Origin of the sequence: Streptomyces sp. NPDC012825, from assembly GCF_042900925.1 — a bacterium.
Taxonomy (GTDB): Bacteria; Actinomycetota; Actinomycetes; order Streptomycetales; family Streptomycetaceae; genus Streptomyces.
Map to the genome: position 1 here is coordinate 186,288 of NZ_JBIBBZ010000010.1, position 15,737 is coordinate 202,024.

Annotated in this window: 17 protein-coding genes; 5 read left to right on the forward strand and 12 right to left on the reverse strand. The window is 73.5% G+C overall.

Translation table 11 applies throughout. The features are described from left to right. Nucleotides 1-3 precede the first annotated feature (3 nt). The gene (locus ACFY7E_RS21850; protein ID WP_389487228.1) at nucleotides 4-330 is read left to right on the forward strand and encodes a plasmid stabilization protein; all 327 of its coding nucleotides are present in this window, start codon (nucleotides 4-6) and stop codon (nucleotides 328-330) included. A gap of 175 nt (nucleotides 331-505) precedes the next feature. Here the strand turns inward: ACFY7E_RS21850 and ACFY7E_RS21855 are convergent, their stop codons facing one another. Then, nucleotides 506-706 carry an antitoxin gene (locus tag ACFY7E_RS21855; protein ID WP_389487230.1) on the reverse strand — a complete coding sequence of 67 codons (201 nt, stop codon included), beginning with the start codon at nucleotides 704-706 and terminating at the stop codon, nucleotides 506-508. Between the two features lie 202 nt (nucleotides 707-908). Here ACFY7E_RS21855 and ACFY7E_RS21860 point away from each other — a divergent pair, with 202 nt between their 5' ends. Then, entirely contained in the window at nucleotides 909-1,178 is a 270-nt protein-coding gene (locus tag ACFY7E_RS21860; protein WP_389487232.1) for a GlsB/YeaQ/YmgE family stress response membrane protein, read from the forward strand. A 77-nt stretch (nucleotides 1,179-1,255) separates the two neighbouring features. Here ACFY7E_RS21860 and ACFY7E_RS21865 read toward each other — a convergent pair whose 3' ends face one another. The 6 genes from ACFY7E_RS21865 to ACFY7E_RS21890 all read right to left on the reverse strand — a co-directional run bounded on the left by ACFY7E_RS21865 (nucleotide 1,256) and on the right by ACFY7E_RS21890 (nucleotide 6,753). Next, the gene (locus tag ACFY7E_RS21865) at nucleotides 1,256-1,858 is read right to left on the reverse strand and encodes a TIGR00730 family Rossman fold protein (RefSeq protein ID WP_389487234.1); all 603 of its coding nucleotides are present in this window, start codon (nucleotides 1,856-1,858) and stop codon (nucleotides 1,256-1,258) included. Nucleotides 1,859-1,982: 124 nt separating this feature from the next. Next, nucleotides 1,983-2,564 (reverse strand): hypothetical protein, encoded by a 582-nt coding sequence (locus ACFY7E_RS21870; protein WP_389487235.1) that lies wholly within the window; start codon nucleotides 2,562-2,564, stop codon nucleotides 1,983-1,985. Beyond that, nucleotides 2,561-3,736, reverse strand: a complete 1,176-nt coding sequence (locus ACFY7E_RS21875; RefSeq protein WP_383444589.1) for an ROK family glucokinase — start codon at nucleotides 3,734-3,736, stop codon at nucleotides 2,561-2,563. The genes ACFY7E_RS21870 and ACFY7E_RS21875 overlap by 4 nt, the downstream gene beginning before the upstream one ends. Before the next feature lie 139 nt (nucleotides 3,737-3,875). Further along, the gene (locus ACFY7E_RS21880) at nucleotides 3,876-4,688 is read right to left on the reverse strand and encodes an ATP-binding cassette domain-containing protein (RefSeq protein WP_389487238.1); all 813 of its coding nucleotides are present in this window, start codon (nucleotides 4,686-4,688) and stop codon (nucleotides 3,876-3,878) included. After that, entirely contained in the window at nucleotides 4,685-5,737 is a 1,053-nt protein-coding gene (locus tag ACFY7E_RS21885) for an ABC transporter permease (protein WP_389487240.1), read from the reverse strand. Before ACFY7E_RS21885 ends, ACFY7E_RS21880 begins: the two co-directional genes overlap by 4 nt. Further along, nucleotides 5,734-6,753 carry a sugar ABC transporter substrate-binding protein gene (locus tag ACFY7E_RS21890; protein ID WP_389487242.1) on the reverse strand — a complete coding sequence of 340 codons (1,020 nt, stop codon included), beginning with the start codon at nucleotides 6,751-6,753 and terminating at the stop codon, nucleotides 5,734-5,736. The genes ACFY7E_RS21885 and ACFY7E_RS21890 overlap by 4 nt, the downstream gene beginning before the upstream one ends. A 252-nt stretch (nucleotides 6,754-7,005) precedes the next feature. Between ACFY7E_RS21890 and ACFY7E_RS21895 the strand changes: the two genes are divergently transcribed. Next, complete coding sequence (locus ACFY7E_RS21895; protein WP_389487244.1) at nucleotides 7,006-8,001, forward strand: Gfo/Idh/MocA family oxidoreductase; 996 nt, start codon at nucleotides 7,006-7,008, stop codon at nucleotides 7,999-8,001. An 86-nt stretch (nucleotides 8,002-8,087) separates the two neighbouring features. Here ACFY7E_RS21895 and ACFY7E_RS21900 read toward each other — a convergent pair whose 3' ends face one another. After that, nucleotides 8,088-9,023, reverse strand: a complete 936-nt coding sequence (locus tag ACFY7E_RS21900) for a DMT family transporter (protein WP_389487246.1) — start codon at nucleotides 9,021-9,023, stop codon at nucleotides 8,088-8,090. A 234-nt stretch (nucleotides 9,024-9,257) separates the two neighbouring features. Here ACFY7E_RS21900 and ACFY7E_RS21905 point away from each other — a divergent pair, with 234 nt between their 5' ends. Further along, nucleotides 9,258-9,998, forward strand: coding sequence for an SDR family NAD(P)-dependent oxidoreductase (locus ACFY7E_RS21905; RefSeq protein WP_389487248.1), 741 nt, complete (start codon nucleotides 9,258-9,260; stop codon nucleotides 9,996-9,998). Nucleotides 9,999-10,189: 191 nt separating this feature from the next. Here the strand turns inward: ACFY7E_RS21905 and alc are convergent, their stop codons facing one another. Both alc and allB read right to left on the reverse strand, forming a co-directional pair. Continuing rightward, nucleotides 10,190-11,308 carry an allantoicase gene (gene alc / locus ACFY7E_RS21910; RefSeq protein ID WP_351974168.1) on the reverse strand — a complete coding sequence of 373 codons (1,119 nt, stop codon included), beginning with the start codon at nucleotides 11,306-11,308 and terminating at the stop codon, nucleotides 10,190-10,192. 3 nt (nucleotides 11,309-11,311) lie between these two features. After that, entirely contained in the window at nucleotides 11,312-12,646 is a 1,335-nt protein-coding gene (gene allB, locus ACFY7E_RS21915) for an allantoinase AllB (RefSeq protein WP_389487251.1), read from the reverse strand. 358 nt (nucleotides 12,647-13,004) lie between these two features. On the opposite strand from allB, the gene ACFY7E_RS21920 reads away from it, so the two are divergent. After that, nucleotides 13,005-13,811 (forward strand): IclR family transcriptional regulator, encoded by an 807-nt coding sequence (locus tag ACFY7E_RS21920; RefSeq protein WP_383444611.1) that lies wholly within the window; start codon nucleotides 13,005-13,007, stop codon nucleotides 13,809-13,811. Nucleotides 13,812-13,870: 59 nt separating this feature from the next. Here ACFY7E_RS21920 and ACFY7E_RS21925 read toward each other — a convergent pair whose 3' ends face one another. After that, nucleotides 13,871-14,551 (reverse strand): ABC transporter ATP-binding protein, encoded by a 681-nt coding sequence (locus ACFY7E_RS21925; RefSeq protein ID WP_389487253.1) that lies wholly within the window; start codon nucleotides 14,549-14,551, stop codon nucleotides 13,871-13,873. 35 nt (nucleotides 14,552-14,586) lie between these two features. Then, nucleotides 14,587-15,666, reverse strand: coding sequence for an ABC transporter permease (locus ACFY7E_RS21930; RefSeq protein WP_389487255.1), 1,080 nt, complete (start codon nucleotides 15,664-15,666; stop codon nucleotides 14,587-14,589). Nucleotides 15,667-15,737: the final 71 nt, after the last annotated feature.

The following is a 15,737-nucleotide window of genomic DNA, read 5'->3' on the forward strand; positions in this document are numbered from 1 at the left end:
GCGATGCCGGCAGGATCGAACGCGAAGCGCGAGCGCCAGTACGAGCACATCAAGGAGAGCGCCGAGAAGCGCGGCACCCCCGAGAAGCGGGCGAAGGAGATCGCCGCGCGCACCGTGAACAAGGAGCGGGCCCGCTCCGGCGAGTCCGCGACCGCGAGCAGGACCTCCACGCAGGACAGGAAGTCGGCTTCGCAGCGCGGCGGCGAGCGCTCGCACGGCGGCTCCCAGGGGCCGACGAAGGACCAGCTCTACGCGGAGGCGAAGAAGCGCGGGGTCGAGGGCCGTTCCTCCATGAACAAGCAGGAGCTCAAGAAGGCCCTGGGCCGCTGAGCCCAGTCTCCCGGGAAAGCGGGCGGGCCGGCTTCTCGCAGGCGGAGGACCGTGCGCGGTACGCCTTCCCGGAACGGGCCGGTCTTCCCGCCCCTTTCCCGCCCTCACGCCGAACGGCGCGGCCCCCGTCCCGGAGGACGGGGGCCGCGCCGTGGTTCGGACGCCCGGGGCGCCGCTACCGCTGTCCGGGCTCCCGGCGGTCGTCGCCGTACGAACGGCGGACCGTGTCGGCCGCCCTGTCCGTCTGGGCGTCGTACTTGTTCCCGGTGCGCTCGTCGACCAGCCGCTCCGCGCGGTCCACGCCGCGGTCCGCCTGGTCCGGGTGATCCTTCGCCATCTTCTTGACCTTGTCGGCCATGTCGCCCAGCTTGCCCATGAGTTTCCTCCCGGGGGTGCGTGCTCGTGCGTCGTACGAGGTCCCGCCTACCCCGCCGACACGCTCCGATGCACCTCTTCCGCCCTTTTCGACGGTTTCGGCGGTCGGCTCCACGATCTGGAACACGGCGGGTTTAAAGAAGCCGGAACGGCGCAGAAGCAGTGTTGACACGGACTTTATATCGGCAGGTAGGAGACACATCATGGGCATCATCGCGTGGATTCTCATCGGCCTGATCGCCGGTTTCATCGCCAAGGCGCTCATGCCGGGCAAGGACCCGGGTGGCGTCATCATCACCATCCTGATCGGCATCGCGGGCGGCCTCCTGGGCGGATGGCTCGGCAAGGTCATATTCGGCGTCGACTCCGTCGACGGCTTCTTCGAGATCTCCACCTGGATCGCGGCCATCATCGGCTCCGTCATCCTCCTGGCCCTCTACCGACTCATCACCGGTAACCGACGACACGCCTGATCGCGTCTCCCCGTCCACTTCGCGGACGAAACGGCCCCGCCCTTCACCGAAGGGCGGGGCCGTGGCCGTGCCCGGTCTCAGTCGAGGCCGGGGACCGGATCTACGTCCCGGCCGCCGTGCGCGGGCCGGTGGGGGTCGCGCAGGCGCCGCTCCAGTGCCTCCAAAAGGCCGGGCAGGTCGGGGGCGACGGCGAGGTCGTCGAGGGTGGACGCGGCGAGGAACCCCGTGGCGGAGATGCCGCGCAGGGCGCCGAGCAGCGGCGTCCAGAAGCCGCCGGCGTCGAGGAGGCCGACGGGCTTGGCGTGGAAACCGAGCTGGCGCCACGACCACACCTCGAAGATCTCCTCCAGGGTGCCGAGCCCGCCGGGCAGGGCGGCGAAGGCGTCCGCGCGGTCGGCCATGATCGCCTTGCGCTCGTGCATCGTGTCGCAGACCACCAGCTCCGTCACCCCCTCGTGCGCCCACTCCCGTTCGATCATGCTGCGCGGGATGACGCCGACGACCTCGCCGCCCGCCTTCAGGGCCGCGTCCGCCACGACGCCCATCAGCCCCGTACGGCCGCCGCCGTAGACCAGGCCGATTCCGCGCCGGGCCAGGTCGGCGCCCACCTCGGCGGCCAGTTCGGCGTACGCCGGGTCGTGTCCGTCGGACGAGGCGAGGAAGACGGCGAGACGGCGCATGGGGACCTCCGGGGGCGGCTGCGGCGGCGGGCGGTCCGGTCTACCACGGACGTCCCCGCTCCGACCAGGCGCTTTCGCGCTTCCCCCGGTTTCGGGCTTCCCGCGGTTTCGGGGGCTCGTCGGCTCAGGGGCTCGTCGCCGAGACCGCGTACACCCGGGGGAAGGCCGGTTCCGTGAGGTCGACCGTGATGTCCGTGGTGGGACGGGGTTCCTCGCGGGTGACGGTGGTGCCCGACCAGGCCGGGTCGTTCGGGAAGGTCCAGGCCGCGATGGAGCGGTCGCGTTCGCCGATGGTGATCCGGCCCGGGGTGAGCCGGGAGCGGGCGGCGCCGGACTCGGCGAGGAAGGTGTCGAGCCCTGCGGCGGTCGTGGTGAACCGGACGTACAGCCTGCTGGTCTTCCAGTTGCTGGTCTCGTAGTAGGCGACGTCCCAGGCCCCGGAGGGGATCGGGACCTCGAAGACCCGGCGCTTCATCTGGGAGGGCCAGTTGTCCTGGAGGCCCGCCGCCGAGGACTCGCGTTCCTTGTCGCGTCCGCTGTCGCGGCTCTGCCCGGCGGAGATGACGAGGTAGCCGGCCGGGATGCCGACGAGGAGCACGATGATGACGGCCGTCAGCCAGCGGCGGCGGATCATGTGCCGGTGGTCCTCGGGCATCCTGTCCCTCGGTGCGCGGGGCGGGGCGGTCGGCAGCCGGGTCGGGGTCATGAGGGCGGGTCCTCGGGGGTGCGGGCGGCCCGGGCCGAGGTCCCGCTGCGCAGGGCCTGGGCGTAGCGCTCGTACCGTTCGTACCGTTCGACGCGGCGCCGGTTGGCGCGGCGGAAGCGGCGGGCGACGAGCCGGGCGAGGTCGGCGGCGCCGACCATGCCGGCCTCGGGGCCGAGCTGGGCGCGGACGAGCCGGGCCTCGGGGCGGTAGCCGCGGCCGGTGAGGTGGCGGCGGAAGGAGTCCCGGGCGGGGCCGATGAGCAGGTCGTCGGCGGCGGAGACGCCTCCGCCGATGACGAAGCAGGAGGGGTCGAGGGCGGCGGCGAGGTTGGCGATGCCGACGCCGAGCCACTGGCCGATGTCCTGGAACAGCTCGACGCACATGGCGTCGCCCTCGCGGGCGAGCTCGGTGATGAGCGGGCCGGTGATGTCGGGGACGTGGCCCTTGACCCGCTCGATGATGTTGTACGCGACCGGGGAGTCGGCGGCGGCCAGCTCGCGGGCCTCGCGGACCAGCGCGTTGCCCGAGCTGTACTGCTCCCAGCAGCCGCGGTTGCCGCAGGGGCAGCGGTGGCCGCCGGGGACGACCTGCATGTGGCCGAACTCGCCTGCGACGCCGTACTTGCCCCGCTTGACCTGGCCGTCCTCCAGGATGGCGCCGCCGATGCCGGTGCCGAGGGTGATCATGACGAGGTGGTCCTCGCCGCGTCCGGCGCCGAAGCGCCACTCGGCCCAGGCGGCGGTGTTGGCGTCGTTGTCGACCATGACGGGGACGGCGAGGCGGCCCTGGAGGGAGTCGCGGAGGGGTTCGTTGCGCCAGGCCAGGTGGGGGGCGAAGAGGACGCGGGCCCGGTCGGCGTCGACCCAGCCGGCCGCGCCGATGCCGACGGCGTGCACGTCGTGCCGGTCGGAGAGGTCCAGGACCAGTTCGACGATGGTGTCCTCGACGACCTTGGGGCTCTTGGACTTGTCCGGGGTCTCCGTGCGGAGCTTCTCCAGGATGTTGCCGTCGGCGTCGACGACTCCGGCCATCACCTTCGTGCCACCGATGTCGATGCCGACGGTCGGCACCCGGGGGGCCGTCAGGTGGGAGCGCCGTTCCCGGGTCCCCACGGTCCGCAGCACGGTGCCGCGGGCGGAGCCGCGGTGGGCGAGGTCACGGTAGGTACTCATCGGCTCCGATTCTGCCAGGTGGGGTGTGCGGGGGCCGGGACGCCGCGAAGGGCCGTTCACCCGCGGAGGGCCGGGTGCGGCACGCGGCGGGGCGGGTTCGACCCGCGGGGGCCGGGGGTCGGCACGCGGCGGGGCGGGGCTACGTCGCGGAGGGGCGCTCCAGTTCGTGGCGGAGGTCCTCCAGCTCGCTGCCGCCGGCCATCTGCCGGGTCAGCTCGTCCAGGGTGACGGAGTCCTTGGTGTGGCTGCCGGCCATGACGCCCCGCTTGAGGAGGACGAAGCGGTCGCCGACCAGGTGGGCGTGGTGGGGGTTGTGGGTGATGAGGACCACCCCGAGGCCCTGGTCGCGGGCGGCGGCCACGTACTTCAGGACGACCCCGGACTGCTTGACGCCGAGGGCGGCGGTCGGTTCGTCGAGGACGAGGACCTTGGCGCCGAAGTGGACGGCGCGGGCGATGGCCACGCACTGGCGCTCGCCGCCGGAGAGGGTGCCGATGGGCTGGTCGACGTCGCGCAGGTCGATGCCCATGCGGAGCAGGGCCTCGCGGGTGGTGGCGCGCATGAGGCCGGCGTCGAGCCGCTTGAGCGGCCCCTTGCCCCTCGTCGGCTCGGAGCCGAGGAAGAAGTTCCGCCAGACCGGCATGAGCGGGACCACGGCGAGGTCCTGGTAGACGGTGGCGATGCCCCGGTCGAGGGCGTCGCGCGGGTTGGCGAGCGCGACCTCCTCGCCCTCGATGCGGAAGGTGCCGGCGTCGTGCCGGTGCAGTCCGGCGACGATCTTGATGAGGGTGGACTTGCCGGCGCCGTTGTCGCCGAGGACGCAGGTGATCTCGCCCGCGCGGACCTCCAGGGAGACGCCTTCGAGGGCGCGGATGTTGCCGTAGTACTTGCTGACGTCGTCGAGCTCGACGAGGGGCGCGGTCGCGGTCGTCCCCGGGGTGCCGGTCGTCACTTGGTGGCCTCCACGCGCTTGCGGATCCAGGCGTTCAGGAGGGTCGCGAGCAGCAGCATCGCGCCCAGGAAGAACTTGAACCAGTCCGGGTTCCACTCGGCGTACACGATGCCCTTGCTGGTCATGCCGAAGATCAGGGCGCCGACCGCGGAGCCGATGGCCGAGCCGTACCCGCCGGTGATCAGGCAGCCTCCGATGACGGCCGCGATGATGTAGATCAGCTCGTTGCCGACGCCCTCGCCGGACTGGACGACGTCGAAGGAGAAGAGCAGGTGCTGGCCGGAGATCCAGGCGCAGAGGGCCACGCCCGCGTAGAGGCCGATCTTGGTGCGGTGGACGGGGACGCCGACCGCGCGGGCCGCGTCGGCGCCGCCGCCGACGGCGAAGATCCAGTTGCCGAAGCGGGTCCGGAGCAGGATCCAGGTGGCGAGCGCGACCAGGCCGAACCACCACAGGACGGTGACCTTGAACTCGACTCCGCCGAGGGTGAGCTGCGAGGCGAAGAGCTTGCGGGCGGAGGGGAAGCCCTCCATGTCGGCGATGGTCTTGGTGGAGACGGTGCCGCTGATCAGCTTGGTGAGGCCGAGGTTCAGGCCGGTCAGCATGAGGAAGGTGCCGAGCGTGATGATGAAGCTGGGCAGTTCGGTGCGGGTGAGCATGACGCCGTTGAAGACGCCGATCGCCAGGGTGACGAGCAGCGAGACGCCGACGCCGACCCAGACGTTCGCCGTCATCCGGTAGCTGAACATCGAGGAGACCAGCGCGGAGCTGGTGACCATGACGCCGGCGGAGAGGTCGAATTCGCCGCCGATCATGAGCAGGGCGACGGGGACGGCCATGATGCCGATGGTGGAGGCCGCGTAGAGGACGGTGCCGAGGCTGGAGGGGCGCAGGAAGCTGTCGGCGAAGAGCGCGAAGAAGACGAAGACGGCGGCGGCGCCGACGACCGAGCCCAGTTCGGGGCGGGCGAGCAGCTTCTTCAGCGGGGTCGTGCGCAGGAGGCGCTCGTCGACGTGGTCGATGCCGGACGGCGGGGCGGTGGAGCTCATCGGGTGCCCCGATCCGCGTAGGCGACGAGGTCGGCGGCGTTCTCCTCGGTGATGATCTGGGGGCCGGTGAGGACCGGCTTGCCGCCGCCGAGGACGTCGGCGTTGTAGCGGTACAGCCAGAGCAGGTCGACGGCCTCGTACCCCTGGAGGTAGGGCTGCTGGTCGACGGCGAAGCCGAGGGTGCCGGTCTTGAGTGCGGTGGCGACCTTGGCGTTGAGGTCGAAGGTGTCGATCTCGGCCTTGCTGCCGGCGCTCTTCGCGGCCTGGACGGCGGTGTCGGCGAAGGGGGCGCCGAGGGTGACGACGGCGTCGACGTCCTTGTCGGACTGGAGCTTGGCCTCGATGGAGGCCTTCACGTCGGGCATGTTGGTGCCGTCGACGTACAGGTTGACGAGTTCGCCGCCGAAGGTCTTCTTCGCTCCGGCGCAGCGCTGTTCGTGGCCGATGTTGCCCTGCTCGTGCAGGACGCAGAGCGCCTTCTTCTTCCCGCGCCTGTCGAGCTCCTCGCCGACGGCCTCGCCGGCGACGGTCTCGTCCTGGCCGATGTGGGTGAGGGCTCCGTAGGCCTTGGACTGTTCGGCGCCGGAGTTCACGGTGATCACCGGGATGCCGGCCTCGACGGCCTTCGCGACGGCGGCCTTCATGGCGTCGGGCTTGGCGAGGGTGACGATCAGGCCGTCGACGCCCTTGGCGATGTACGAGTCGACGAGCTGCGCCTGCTGCTGGGCCTCGTCGTCGTGGGCGTAGAGGAAGTTGATGTTGTCCTTGACGGCGGCCTGCTGGGCGCCCTTCTGGACGATGTCCCAGAAGGTGTCGCCGTCACCCGAGTGGGTCACCATCGCGAAGGTCCAGCGGGGGGTGTCGACGGCCGCCCTGCCCTGGGCCTGCGCGGCCTTGCGGGCGTCCTCCGCCCGCTTGCCGCCGGTACTGCTGCATCCGGCGAGCGCCGTGGTCAGCGCGAGTGCGAGCACGGCGCCGACAGCGGCGCGTACCCCTCCTGTCCGAAGCCTGGTCACGAGGCCGTGCCCTCCTTTGTGTCCTTTGCGTGCGTTGCAGGCGTGCATTGCAGTATCGGTCATGCGGGTCGGGCGGCTCGCCGCGGGGCACGGCGCCGGGGCCGCCGGGTCGCCCGCCGCGGGGCACGGAGGGGGAGCGTAGTCCCGGGGCGCGGGGGCGGGAAGCCGATGGCGGGAGGATGCGGGAAGGCGGCACGTCCTGTCGTCCTGACCTGCCTTGACAGGGGATGCGGGCGACACCACGGTGGGGCCATGCGCATCGGACTCATCGGTACGGGACGGATCGGGAGCTTCCACGCGGGGGTGCTGGCCCGGCACCCGGAGGTCGGGGCCCTGGTCGTCGCGGACGCGGAGCCCGCGCGGGCGGCGGGGGTGGCGGAGGCGCTGGGGGCGGAGGCCGTGCCGGACGTGGCCGCGCTGTTCGGGAGCTCCCCGGACGCGGTGGTGATCGCCTCGGCGACGGCGGCGCACGCGGAGCTGATCGCCCGCGCCGCCGGGGCGGGCCTGCCGGCCTTCTGCGAGAAGCCGATCGCGCTCGACGTGCCGGGGACGCTGGCCGCGCTCGACGCGGTGGCGGCGGCGGGCACGGAGCTCCAGCTCGGGTTCATGCGCCGTTTCGACGCGGGGTACCGGGCGGCCCGCGAGGCGGTCCGGTCGGGGCGGCTCGGCCGGCTGCACACCGTACGGGCGGTGACCTCCGACCCGGAGCCGCCGCCCGCCGCGTACCTGCCGCTCTCCGGGGGTCTCTTCCGCGACTGCCTGGTGCACGACTTCGACGCGGTGCGCTGGGTGACGGGGCGCGAGGTCGTCGAGGTGTACGCGACGGGCTCGGACGCGGGCCCGGCGATGTTCCGGGAGGCGGGGGACGTGTCCTCGGCCGCCGCGCTCCTCACCCTGGACGACGGGACGCTGGTGACGGCGACCGCGACCCGGTGCAACGGCGCCGGGTACGACGTGCGGATGGAGCTGGCGGGCGAACGGGGCCAGCTCGGGGTGGGCCTGGACGACCGCACCCCGCTCACCTCCGTGGAGCCTCAGGGGCCGCCCGCGCCGGAGAAGCCGTGGCCCGGCTTCCTGGAGCGGTTCGCCCCGGCGTACGAGGCGGAGCTGGACGCCTTCGTACGGCTGGTGCGCGGCGCGGCGCCCAATCCGTGCGACGGGCGGGAGGCCCTGGCGGCGCTGCGCGTCGCGGAGGCGTGCGAGCGCTCGCGGCGGGAGGGGCGGCCGGTGCGGGTGGAGGCCTCCTGACCGGCACCCCGGTCCCTCGGGGCTCGCCGCGCGGACCGTGCCCCGGGCCGGGGCACGGCGTCTCCGTACCGCTTTCGGAGCCCGGCTCAGGTACGGGCGGTCCCGTCGGCGGCGCGGCGTCCCCAGGCGGTGCCCGCGAGGACGAGGGCCGCGCCCGCGAGGCCGAGGGCGCCGGGGCGGTCGCCGGCCAGGGCGATGCCCGCGGCGGCGGCCCAGAGGGGTTCGGTGCCGAGGAGGAGGCTGACCCGGGACGGCGAGGTGCGGCGGACCGCCCACATCTGCACGAAGAAGGCGAAGAGCGTGCAGAAGACGGAGAGGAAGAGCAGCCCGGCCCACGCGCGCGGGCCGAGGTCGAGGGCCGTGGCCCAGGGGGAGGCGCCGGTGCCGGGGAAGGCGGCGATGACGGCGAACACGGCGACGGCGGAGCCGAGCTGGACGGTGGTGAGGGAGAGCGAGTCGGCCGTGCGGACCGCCTTGATCCGGGACATGGCCAGGACGTGGACGGTACGGGCGAGGGCGGCGAGCAGCATGAGCAGGTCGCCGGTCGAGGGGGTGGTGAAGCCGCCGCTCTGGGTGAGCAGGACGACGCCCGTGACGGAGAGTCCGGCGGCGGCGAGGAAGGCGCGCGTCGGCCGGGTCCGGGTGACGGCGGCCTCGGCGAGCGGGGTGAAGATCATGGTGAGGCTGATGATCAGGCCCGCGTTGGTGGCGGAGGTGTGGACGACGCCGTAGGTCTCCAGGAGGAAGATCCCGCCGAGGATCAGCCCGAGGGTGCCGGCGCCGCGCCACTGGGCGGCGGTCAGGGCGCGGAGCCTGCTCCACCCGGCGGCGACGAGGACGGGCAGCACCACCGCGAACCGCAGGACGAGGACGGCGATCACGGTGTGGGTGGTGGTGATGCCCTTGGCCGCGAGGTAGCTGGCGCCCCAGAAGACGGCGACGAGCAGGACGGGCAGGTCGGTGAGCCAGGCCCGGCGCGGGGCGCCGAGGGGCAGGGGTGCGGCGAACGACGGAGCCGACATCGGGCCGTTTCTCCAACTCTCTGGGCGGGGTGGAGACTTCGGCGGCTCGCACGCGGGGGATCACCGTACCCGCAGCGGCCCGTGGTGGCTACACCTTTCGGCGGCCGGGTGACTCGGCGGTCTCGGTGGCCGCCGTCGGTGCCGGGAGTCGAGGTCCGATTGCCGCCAGCGTCCGTCCGCACCCCCGACTTTCATTGAACCCGCAACCGGTTACTCCTGAGGAAGAGGTGCGGGATGTCCACGATGAACGGCAAGGCGGTCCTGGTGACGGGCGGCAGCAGGGGGATCGGCGCGGCGACGGCGGTGCGGCTCGCGCGGGAGGGCGCGGACGTGGCCTTCACCTACGTACGGGACGAGGCGCGGGCCGCGGAGGTCGCGGCGCGGATCGGGGCGGCGGGCCGGAAGGCGCTGCCGCTGCGGGCCGACGCGGCCGATCCGGGGGACGCGGCGGGCGCGGTGGCATGGGCGGCGGACGCCCTGGGCCGGCTCGACGTCCTGGTGAACAACGCGGGCATCGGGGTCCTCGGCCCGCTGGAGTCGCTGTCCCTCGCGGACGTGGACCGGGTCCTCGCGGTGAACGTCCGGGCGGTCTTCCTCGCCTCCCGGGCGGCGGCGGGCCGGCTGCCCGACGGCGGCCGGATCGTCACGATCGGCAGCTGCGTGACGCAGCGGGTGCCGGGCCCCGGCGCGACCCTCTACACGATGAGCAAGACCGCCCTGACGGGCCTCACCAAGGCACTCGCCCGCGAACTGGGCGGGCGCGGCATCACGGCGAACCTGGTCCACCCCGGCCCCGTCGACACCGACATGAACCCGGCGGACGGCCCGTTCGCCCAGGGCCAGACGGCCCTCACGGCCCTCGGCCGTTTCGGCACCCCGGACGAGGTGGCGTCGATGGTCGCCTTCCTGGCGGGCCCGGAGGCGCGGTACGTGACGGGGGCGGAGTTCTCGGTGGACGGGGGGCACGCGGCGTAGCCCCGGGCGGGCGGCCCCGGCACCGCGGGGCCCGCAGAATGTGCGAGGGCGCACCGGTGCTGTCGGGCCGGTGCGCCCTCGGGGGCCGGGCGGGGTGTCGTGTCCCGCTCGGGTCGTGGGGGCCGGGCGGGTCGCCCGGCCGGGAGGGCGGGGTCCGGGGGCGTCTCGTCGGCGGGCCGCCCCCGGGGAGGTCAGCCGCCCAGCTCCTGGTGGCGGGCGGTCAGCCGCGCCGTACCGGCCTCCGTGAGGGAGCCGAAGAGACGGAGGCGGGAGATGCCGCCGTCGGGGTAGATGTCGATCCGGACGCGGGAGCCGACCGCCGGGGCGTCCAGGACGAAGCGGTGGTTGGTGTCGGGCTGGAGGCGGGTCCGGGGCAGGACCTCGGTCCACTCCTCCGAGCCCTCGGCCGCGACGGAGAGGGCGGCCCAGCCCGCGCTGTTGCCCTTGAGGTAGGCGGTGTCGATCTCGACGGCGCGGATCTCGGACTCGGCGACCAGGGCGTAGCGGATCCAGTCGTTGCCCTTGTCGCGGCGGCGACGGGTCTCCCAGCCGTCGTCCATCTTGTGGGAGCGGCCCGGCTGGATGGTGTTGGTGGCCGGGGAGTAGAAGCGGTCGGAGGCGTCCTCCACCTGGCCGCCGTTCTCCAGGGCCGCGAGGTCGAAGGTGCCGAGGACGCCCAGCCACACCGGGTCGGGGGCGACCTCGCCGTACACGCGGAGGCGGGCGATGCCGCCGTCGGGGTGCTGGTTGACGCGCAGGTGCGTGAAGCGCTGCTCGACGTCGACGGCGAAGCCGTTGGCGGCGTGGCCGCCGACGGCGGTGCGCGGGACGAGCACGGTCCACTTCACGTCGTCGGCGAGGAGGTCCTCGGGCGAGGGCGAGCCGGCCACGGAGGCGGCCTCGACGGAGACGGCCTGCGGGTAGTTGCCGCGGAAGTGGGCGGTGTCGAGGACGATGCCGCGGATCACGCCGGGGGCGCCGAGCCGTACGAGGGCCCAGTCGTGGTCGTCCTCGGTGGGGTGCGGCTGCTGTGCGGAGACTCCGCGGCGGCGGCGGGTCTCCCAGCCGTCCATGATCTTGCCCTTGTGGCCGAAGTGCTCGGGGTCGAACTCGGCGGCACCGGGCTTGAGCAGGTTCTCGCGCTCGGCGAAGAACTCGTCGTTGGCGGCGATCACGCCCGCGCCCAGGCGCCGGTCCGCGAGGTCCGCGTACTGGGTGAAGGGGAAGTCGGCCGTGCGGTAGTCGGCGTACGGGTCGCCGCCGCCGTAGGGGCTGGCGTCGCCGGTGAAGGAGGGTATGCCGGTGCTCACGGGTCAGTTGTTCCTTTCGAGGAGGCGGCCGGAGGGCTCGGCGAGGACACCGCGGTCGACGATCCGCTCGCCGCGCAGCCAGGTGGAGGTGACGACTCCGTGCAGGGTCCGGCCCGCGTAGGCGGTGATCCGGTTGCGGTGCTGGAGCTCGGCCGGGTCGACGGTGAAGGTGGCCTCGGGGTCGAGGACGGCGAAGTCGGCGTCGCGGCCGGCCTCGATGGCGCCCTTGCGGTCGAGTCCGGCGAGCCGGGCGGGGGCCTCGGACATCCAGCGGACGACGTCCGTCAGGTCGTGGCCGCGGCGGCGGGCCTCGGTCCAGATGGCGGGCAGGCCGAGCTGGAGGGAGGAGATCCCGCCCCACGCGGAGGCGAAGTCGGGGGTCTTGAGGTCGGCGGTGGACGGCGAGTGGTCGGACACGATGCAGTCGATCGTGCCGTCCGCGAGTCCCTGCCACAGCGCGTCCTGGTTGGCGGCCTCGCGGATCGGCGGGCAGCACTTGAACTCGGTGGCGCCGTCCGGGATCTCCTCGGCGGTGAGGGTGAGGAAGTGCGGGCAGGACTCGACGGTGACCTTCACGCCCTCGACCCGGGCGGCGGCGATGGCCGGAAGGGCGTCGGAGGAGGAGAGGTGCAGGACGTGGACGCGGGCGTTGAGCCGGCGGGCCTGGTTGATCAGGTTCTCGATGGCCGTGTTCTCGGCGTCCCGGGGCCGGGAGGCGAGGAAGTCGGCGTACGCGCCGCCCGACCGCTGGGGCGCGGCGGCGAGGTGGTGCGGGTCCTCGGCGTGCACGATCATCAGGCCGTCGAAGCCGGCGACCTCGGCGAGGGAGGTCGCCAGCTGCTCCTGGTCGAGCTCGGGGAACTCCTCGACGCCGGAGGGCGACAGGAAGCACTTGAAGCCGAAGACGCCGGCGTCGTGCAGCGGCCGCAGGTCCTTGACGTTGTCGGGCAGGGCGCCGCCCCAGAAGCCGACGTCGATGTGGGCCTTGCTCCGGGCGACGCCCTGCTTGACGCGCAGGTTCTCCACGGTGGTGGTCGGCGGCAGCGAGTTGAGCGGCATGTCGAGGAGGGTGGTGATGCCGCCGGCGGCGGCCGCGCGGGTGGCGGTCCAGAAGCCCTCCCACTCGGTGCGGCCGGGGTCGTTCACGTGCACGTGGGTGTCGACGAGTCCGGGCAGGACCACGTCGTCGCCGACGTCCTCCAGCCGGGCGCCGGCCGGTACCTCGGCGTCGTACGGCAGCACGGCCGCGATCGTCCCGCCGGAGACGGCGATCGACGCCGGGCGCGTCCCCCCGGGGGTGATGACGCGCGTCGAGCGCAGGACCAGGTCGATGTCCACCCGTACCCCTTCTTCCACTGCTCCTGGGAGGAGCCGTCCCTGCTCGGGGCGGACTCCGCGGAGAAATTCAACGAACTGTTGAAGGAGTCTTCACTTCCGGACGACATGTCGTCAAGTGCACACTTCCAGCATCGGTGGTCACTGAACCCACCTTGGACGTTTCCACGAAGTGGAATGTAAATTTCGTACAGTAGAACGTAGCTCCGCACAGGCAGGGTGGCCCCGGACCGTTCCGGGCCTCCGCCGACACCGGACAAACACCCCCTGACCGGCGTCGACGCCGGGACCGGGGCCGTGTGCCCCGACAGGTGGCCCGGTAGGCTGCTGCCTTGCCCGCCCGCCCCGAAAGGACCGTGACGTGCCGACGTCCAGCGCCAGCACCACCGACGCCGCCAAACCCGCCGCGAGCGGGGGCGTCCAGTCCCTCGAGCGCGCCTTCGACCTCCTGGAGCGGATGGCCGACGCCGGGGGCGAGGTCGGGCTGAGCGAGCTCTCCGCCAGCAGCGGGCTGCCGCTCCCCACCATCCACCGTCTGATGCGCACCCTGGTCGCCTGCGGCTACGTGCGCCAGCAGCCCAACCGGCGGTACGCGCTCGGCCCCCGGCTCATCCGGCTCGGCGAGTCCGCCGCCCGCCTCCTCGGCACCTGGGCCCGGCCGTACCTCGCCCGGCTCGTCGAGGAGACCGGCGAGACCGCGAACATGGCGCTGCTCGACGGCGACGAGATCGTGTACGTGGCGCAGGTGCCGTCCAAGCACTCGATGCGCATGTTCACCGAGGTCGGCCGGCGGGTCCTGCCGCACTCGACCGGCGTCGGCAAGGCGCTCCTCGCGCACACCCCGCCGGAGGAGGTGCGCGCGCTGCTGGCCCGTACCGGCATGCCGGCCGCGACCGAGAAGACCATCACCACGCCCGAGGGCTTCCTCGACGCGCTCGTCGCGGTCCGCGAGGCGGGGTACGCGATCGACGACAACGAGCAGGAGATAGGGGTCCGCTGCCTCGCGGTCTCCGTGCCGGACTCCCCCACCGCCGCGGCCATCTCCATCTCGGGCCCGGCCGGCCGGGTCACCGAGGCGGCCACGGAGAAGATCGTCCCGCTCCTCCAGGAGGTGGCGCGCGACCTGTCGGCGGCGCTGGTGAACACGGCGGGGAACGGCCAGGCCTGAACGGCGCGAGGGCGCCCGGAACCGAGGGGTTCCGGGCGCCCTCGCGCATGCCGGGGGGATCACACCGGCACGGCCTCCGTCAGGCGCCCGTCCAGGACCGTGACCGTGCGGTCCGTCCGGGACAGGTGGGTCCGGTCGTGGGTGACCAGGACCGTCGCCGTGCCCCGCTCCCCCGTCAGCCGGGCGAGCAGGTCCATGACCGCCGCCCCGCGCTCGTGGTCGAGGGCGCTGGTCGGTTCGTCGACCAGGAGGACGGACGGCTCGTTCACCAGGGCCCGCGCGATGTTGACGCGCTGCCGCTGGCCGCCCGACAGCTGGTGCGGCCGGCGTCCGGCCACGTCCGCGAGGCCCACCGCGTCGAGCAGTTCCAGGGCCCGGCCCCGTGCCGCCTTCGGGGAGCGGCCCGACAGGTGGGCCATCACCTGCAACTGCTCCGCCGCGCTCAGCGAGGGCAGCAGGTTGGGCTGCTGGAAGACGATCCCGATGTGCTCGCGCCGCAGCTCCGCCCTGGCGGCCGGGGTGAGCGCGCCCGTGTCCGTACCGGCGACGACGACCCGTCCCCGGTCCGGGGTGACGAGGGTGGCGGCCACCGCGAGCAGGCTGGACTTGCCGGAGCCGGAGGGGCCGACGACCGCCGTGAGCGTCCCGGCGGGGACGGTGAGGGAGACGGCGTCGAGGGCGGTGAGCCGGCCGTCGCCGTCGGGGTAGGTGAGGGTGACGCCGTCGAGGACGAGGCTCATCGGGTGCTCCGTGCTCCGGTGGGTGGCGGGGCGGCTCACCGGGCGCTGCCCAGGGCCGTGAGGGGGTCGACGGCGGTGATCCGCCGGATGGACAGGGCCGCGCCGAGCAGGCCGAGCACGACGATGACGGCGGCCGGGCCGAGGACGGTGAGCGGCTCCAGGACGAAGGGCACGCCCCCGCCGCCGACCAGGGCGCCGATGCCGACCGCGAGCGCGGTGCCGAGCAGGGTCCCGGCGGTCAGCATGAGGACGGCCTGCCCGAGGGCGTCCTTCAGGAGGTACGGGGTGGAGGCGCCGAGCGCCTTGAGGACGGCGACGTCACCGGCGCGCTGGATGGTCCAGACGGTGAAGAAGGCGCCGATGACCAGGGCGGAGATGGCGAAGAGGAAGCCCCGCATGAGCTGGAGGGAGCCGTTCTCGGCCTGGTGGGACCCGATGGCGGTGAGGGCGTCGTCGACGGTCCGCGCCTCGGTGCCGACGGCCCGGTCGCCGGCCGCCCAGTCGGCCCCGTCCCCCCCGCGCAGGGCGACGACGGTGGCCTGCTCCCGCGCGGTGGTGCCGGTGTGCCCGATCCGCTGCCAGTCGTCGAGGGAGGTCCACACCACGGGCGTGTGGCTGTACGAGGCGTCGCCGGAGACCGCCGCGACGGCGACCTCCACGGGGCCGAGGCGGACCGTGCCGCCGGCGCCCACGCCCAGCTCCTCGGCCGCCGACTCCGACAGGACCGCCCGCCCCGTGCCGACCGCGCCGGGCGCGAGCCCCGCGCCCGGTTCCGTACCGAAGGCGGAGACGGCGGCCGTGCGGTCGCCGGCGGTCGCGTCGAGGGTGCGGATGCCGAGCGGCTCCGCGCCCGTCACCCCGGGCCGCCGCGCCCACGCCCGCCACTGGTCCTCCGTCACCGTCGAGTCGGTGAAGGAGACCGTCCGCCCGGACGGCGGCGCCGCGAAGGCCAGCCGGTCGGCGGGCAGGCCGGTGATCGCGGAGACGTTCTCCCGCGCGAGCCCGGCGGTCAGCCCGGACAACAGTCCCACGAGCAGGGTGATCAGCACGATCACCGTACCCATGAGGGTGAACCGCCCCTTGGCGGATCTCAGGTCTCTCCATGCCACGAACATGGGGTCCAGCGTGGTCCGCGCGCCCCCTCGCGGGCATCGCGCGGCGGATGGCTCCGGGATCGAACTTTCGG

Coding starts and splice junctions, on each gene's coding strand:
- ACFY7E_RS21855 (WP_389487230.1), bottom strand. CDS start 706: ATGGGCAAGCTGGGCGACATGGCCGACAAGGTCAAGAAGATGGCGAAG.
- ACFY7E_RS21875 (WP_383444589.1), bottom strand. CDS start 3,736: ATGAGTACCTACCGTGACCTCGCCCACCGCGGCTCCGCCCGCGGCACC.
- ACFY7E_RS21860 (WP_389487232.1), top strand. CDS start 909: ATGGGCATCATCGCGTGGATTCTCATCGGCCTGATCGCCGGTTTCATC.
- ACFY7E_RS21885 (WP_389487240.1), bottom strand. CDS start 5,737: ATGAGCTCCACCGCCCCGCCGTCCGGCATCGACCACGTCGACGAGCGC.
- ACFY7E_RS21900 (WP_389487246.1), bottom strand. CDS start 9,023: ATGTCGGCTCCGTCGTTCGCCGCACCCCTGCCCCTCGGCGCCCCGCGC.
- ACFY7E_RS21865 (WP_389487234.1), bottom strand. CDS start 1,858: ATGCGCCGTCTCGCCGTCTTCCTCGCCTCGTCCGACGGACACGACCCG.
- ACFY7E_RS21930 (WP_389487255.1), bottom strand. CDS start 15,666: ATGTTCGTGGCATGGAGAGACCTGAGATCCGCCAAGGGGCGGTTCACC.
- ACFY7E_RS21850 (WP_389487228.1), top strand. CDS start 4: ATGCCGGCAGGATCGAACGCGAAGCGCGAGCGCCAGTACGAGCACATC.
- ACFY7E_RS21895 (WP_389487244.1), top strand. CDS start 7,006: ATGCGCATCGGACTCATCGGTACGGGACGGATCGGGAGCTTCCACGCG.
- ACFY7E_RS21870 (WP_389487235.1), bottom strand. CDS start 2,564: ATGACCCCGACCCGGCTGCCGACCGCCCCGCCCCGCGCACCGAGGGAC.
- ACFY7E_RS21925 (WP_389487253.1), bottom strand. CDS start 14,551: ATGAGCCTCGTCCTCGACGGCGTCACCCTCACCTACCCCGACGGCGAC.
- ACFY7E_RS21905 (WP_389487248.1), top strand. CDS start 9,258: ATGTCCACGATGAACGGCAAGGCGGTCCTGGTGACGGGCGGCAGCAGG.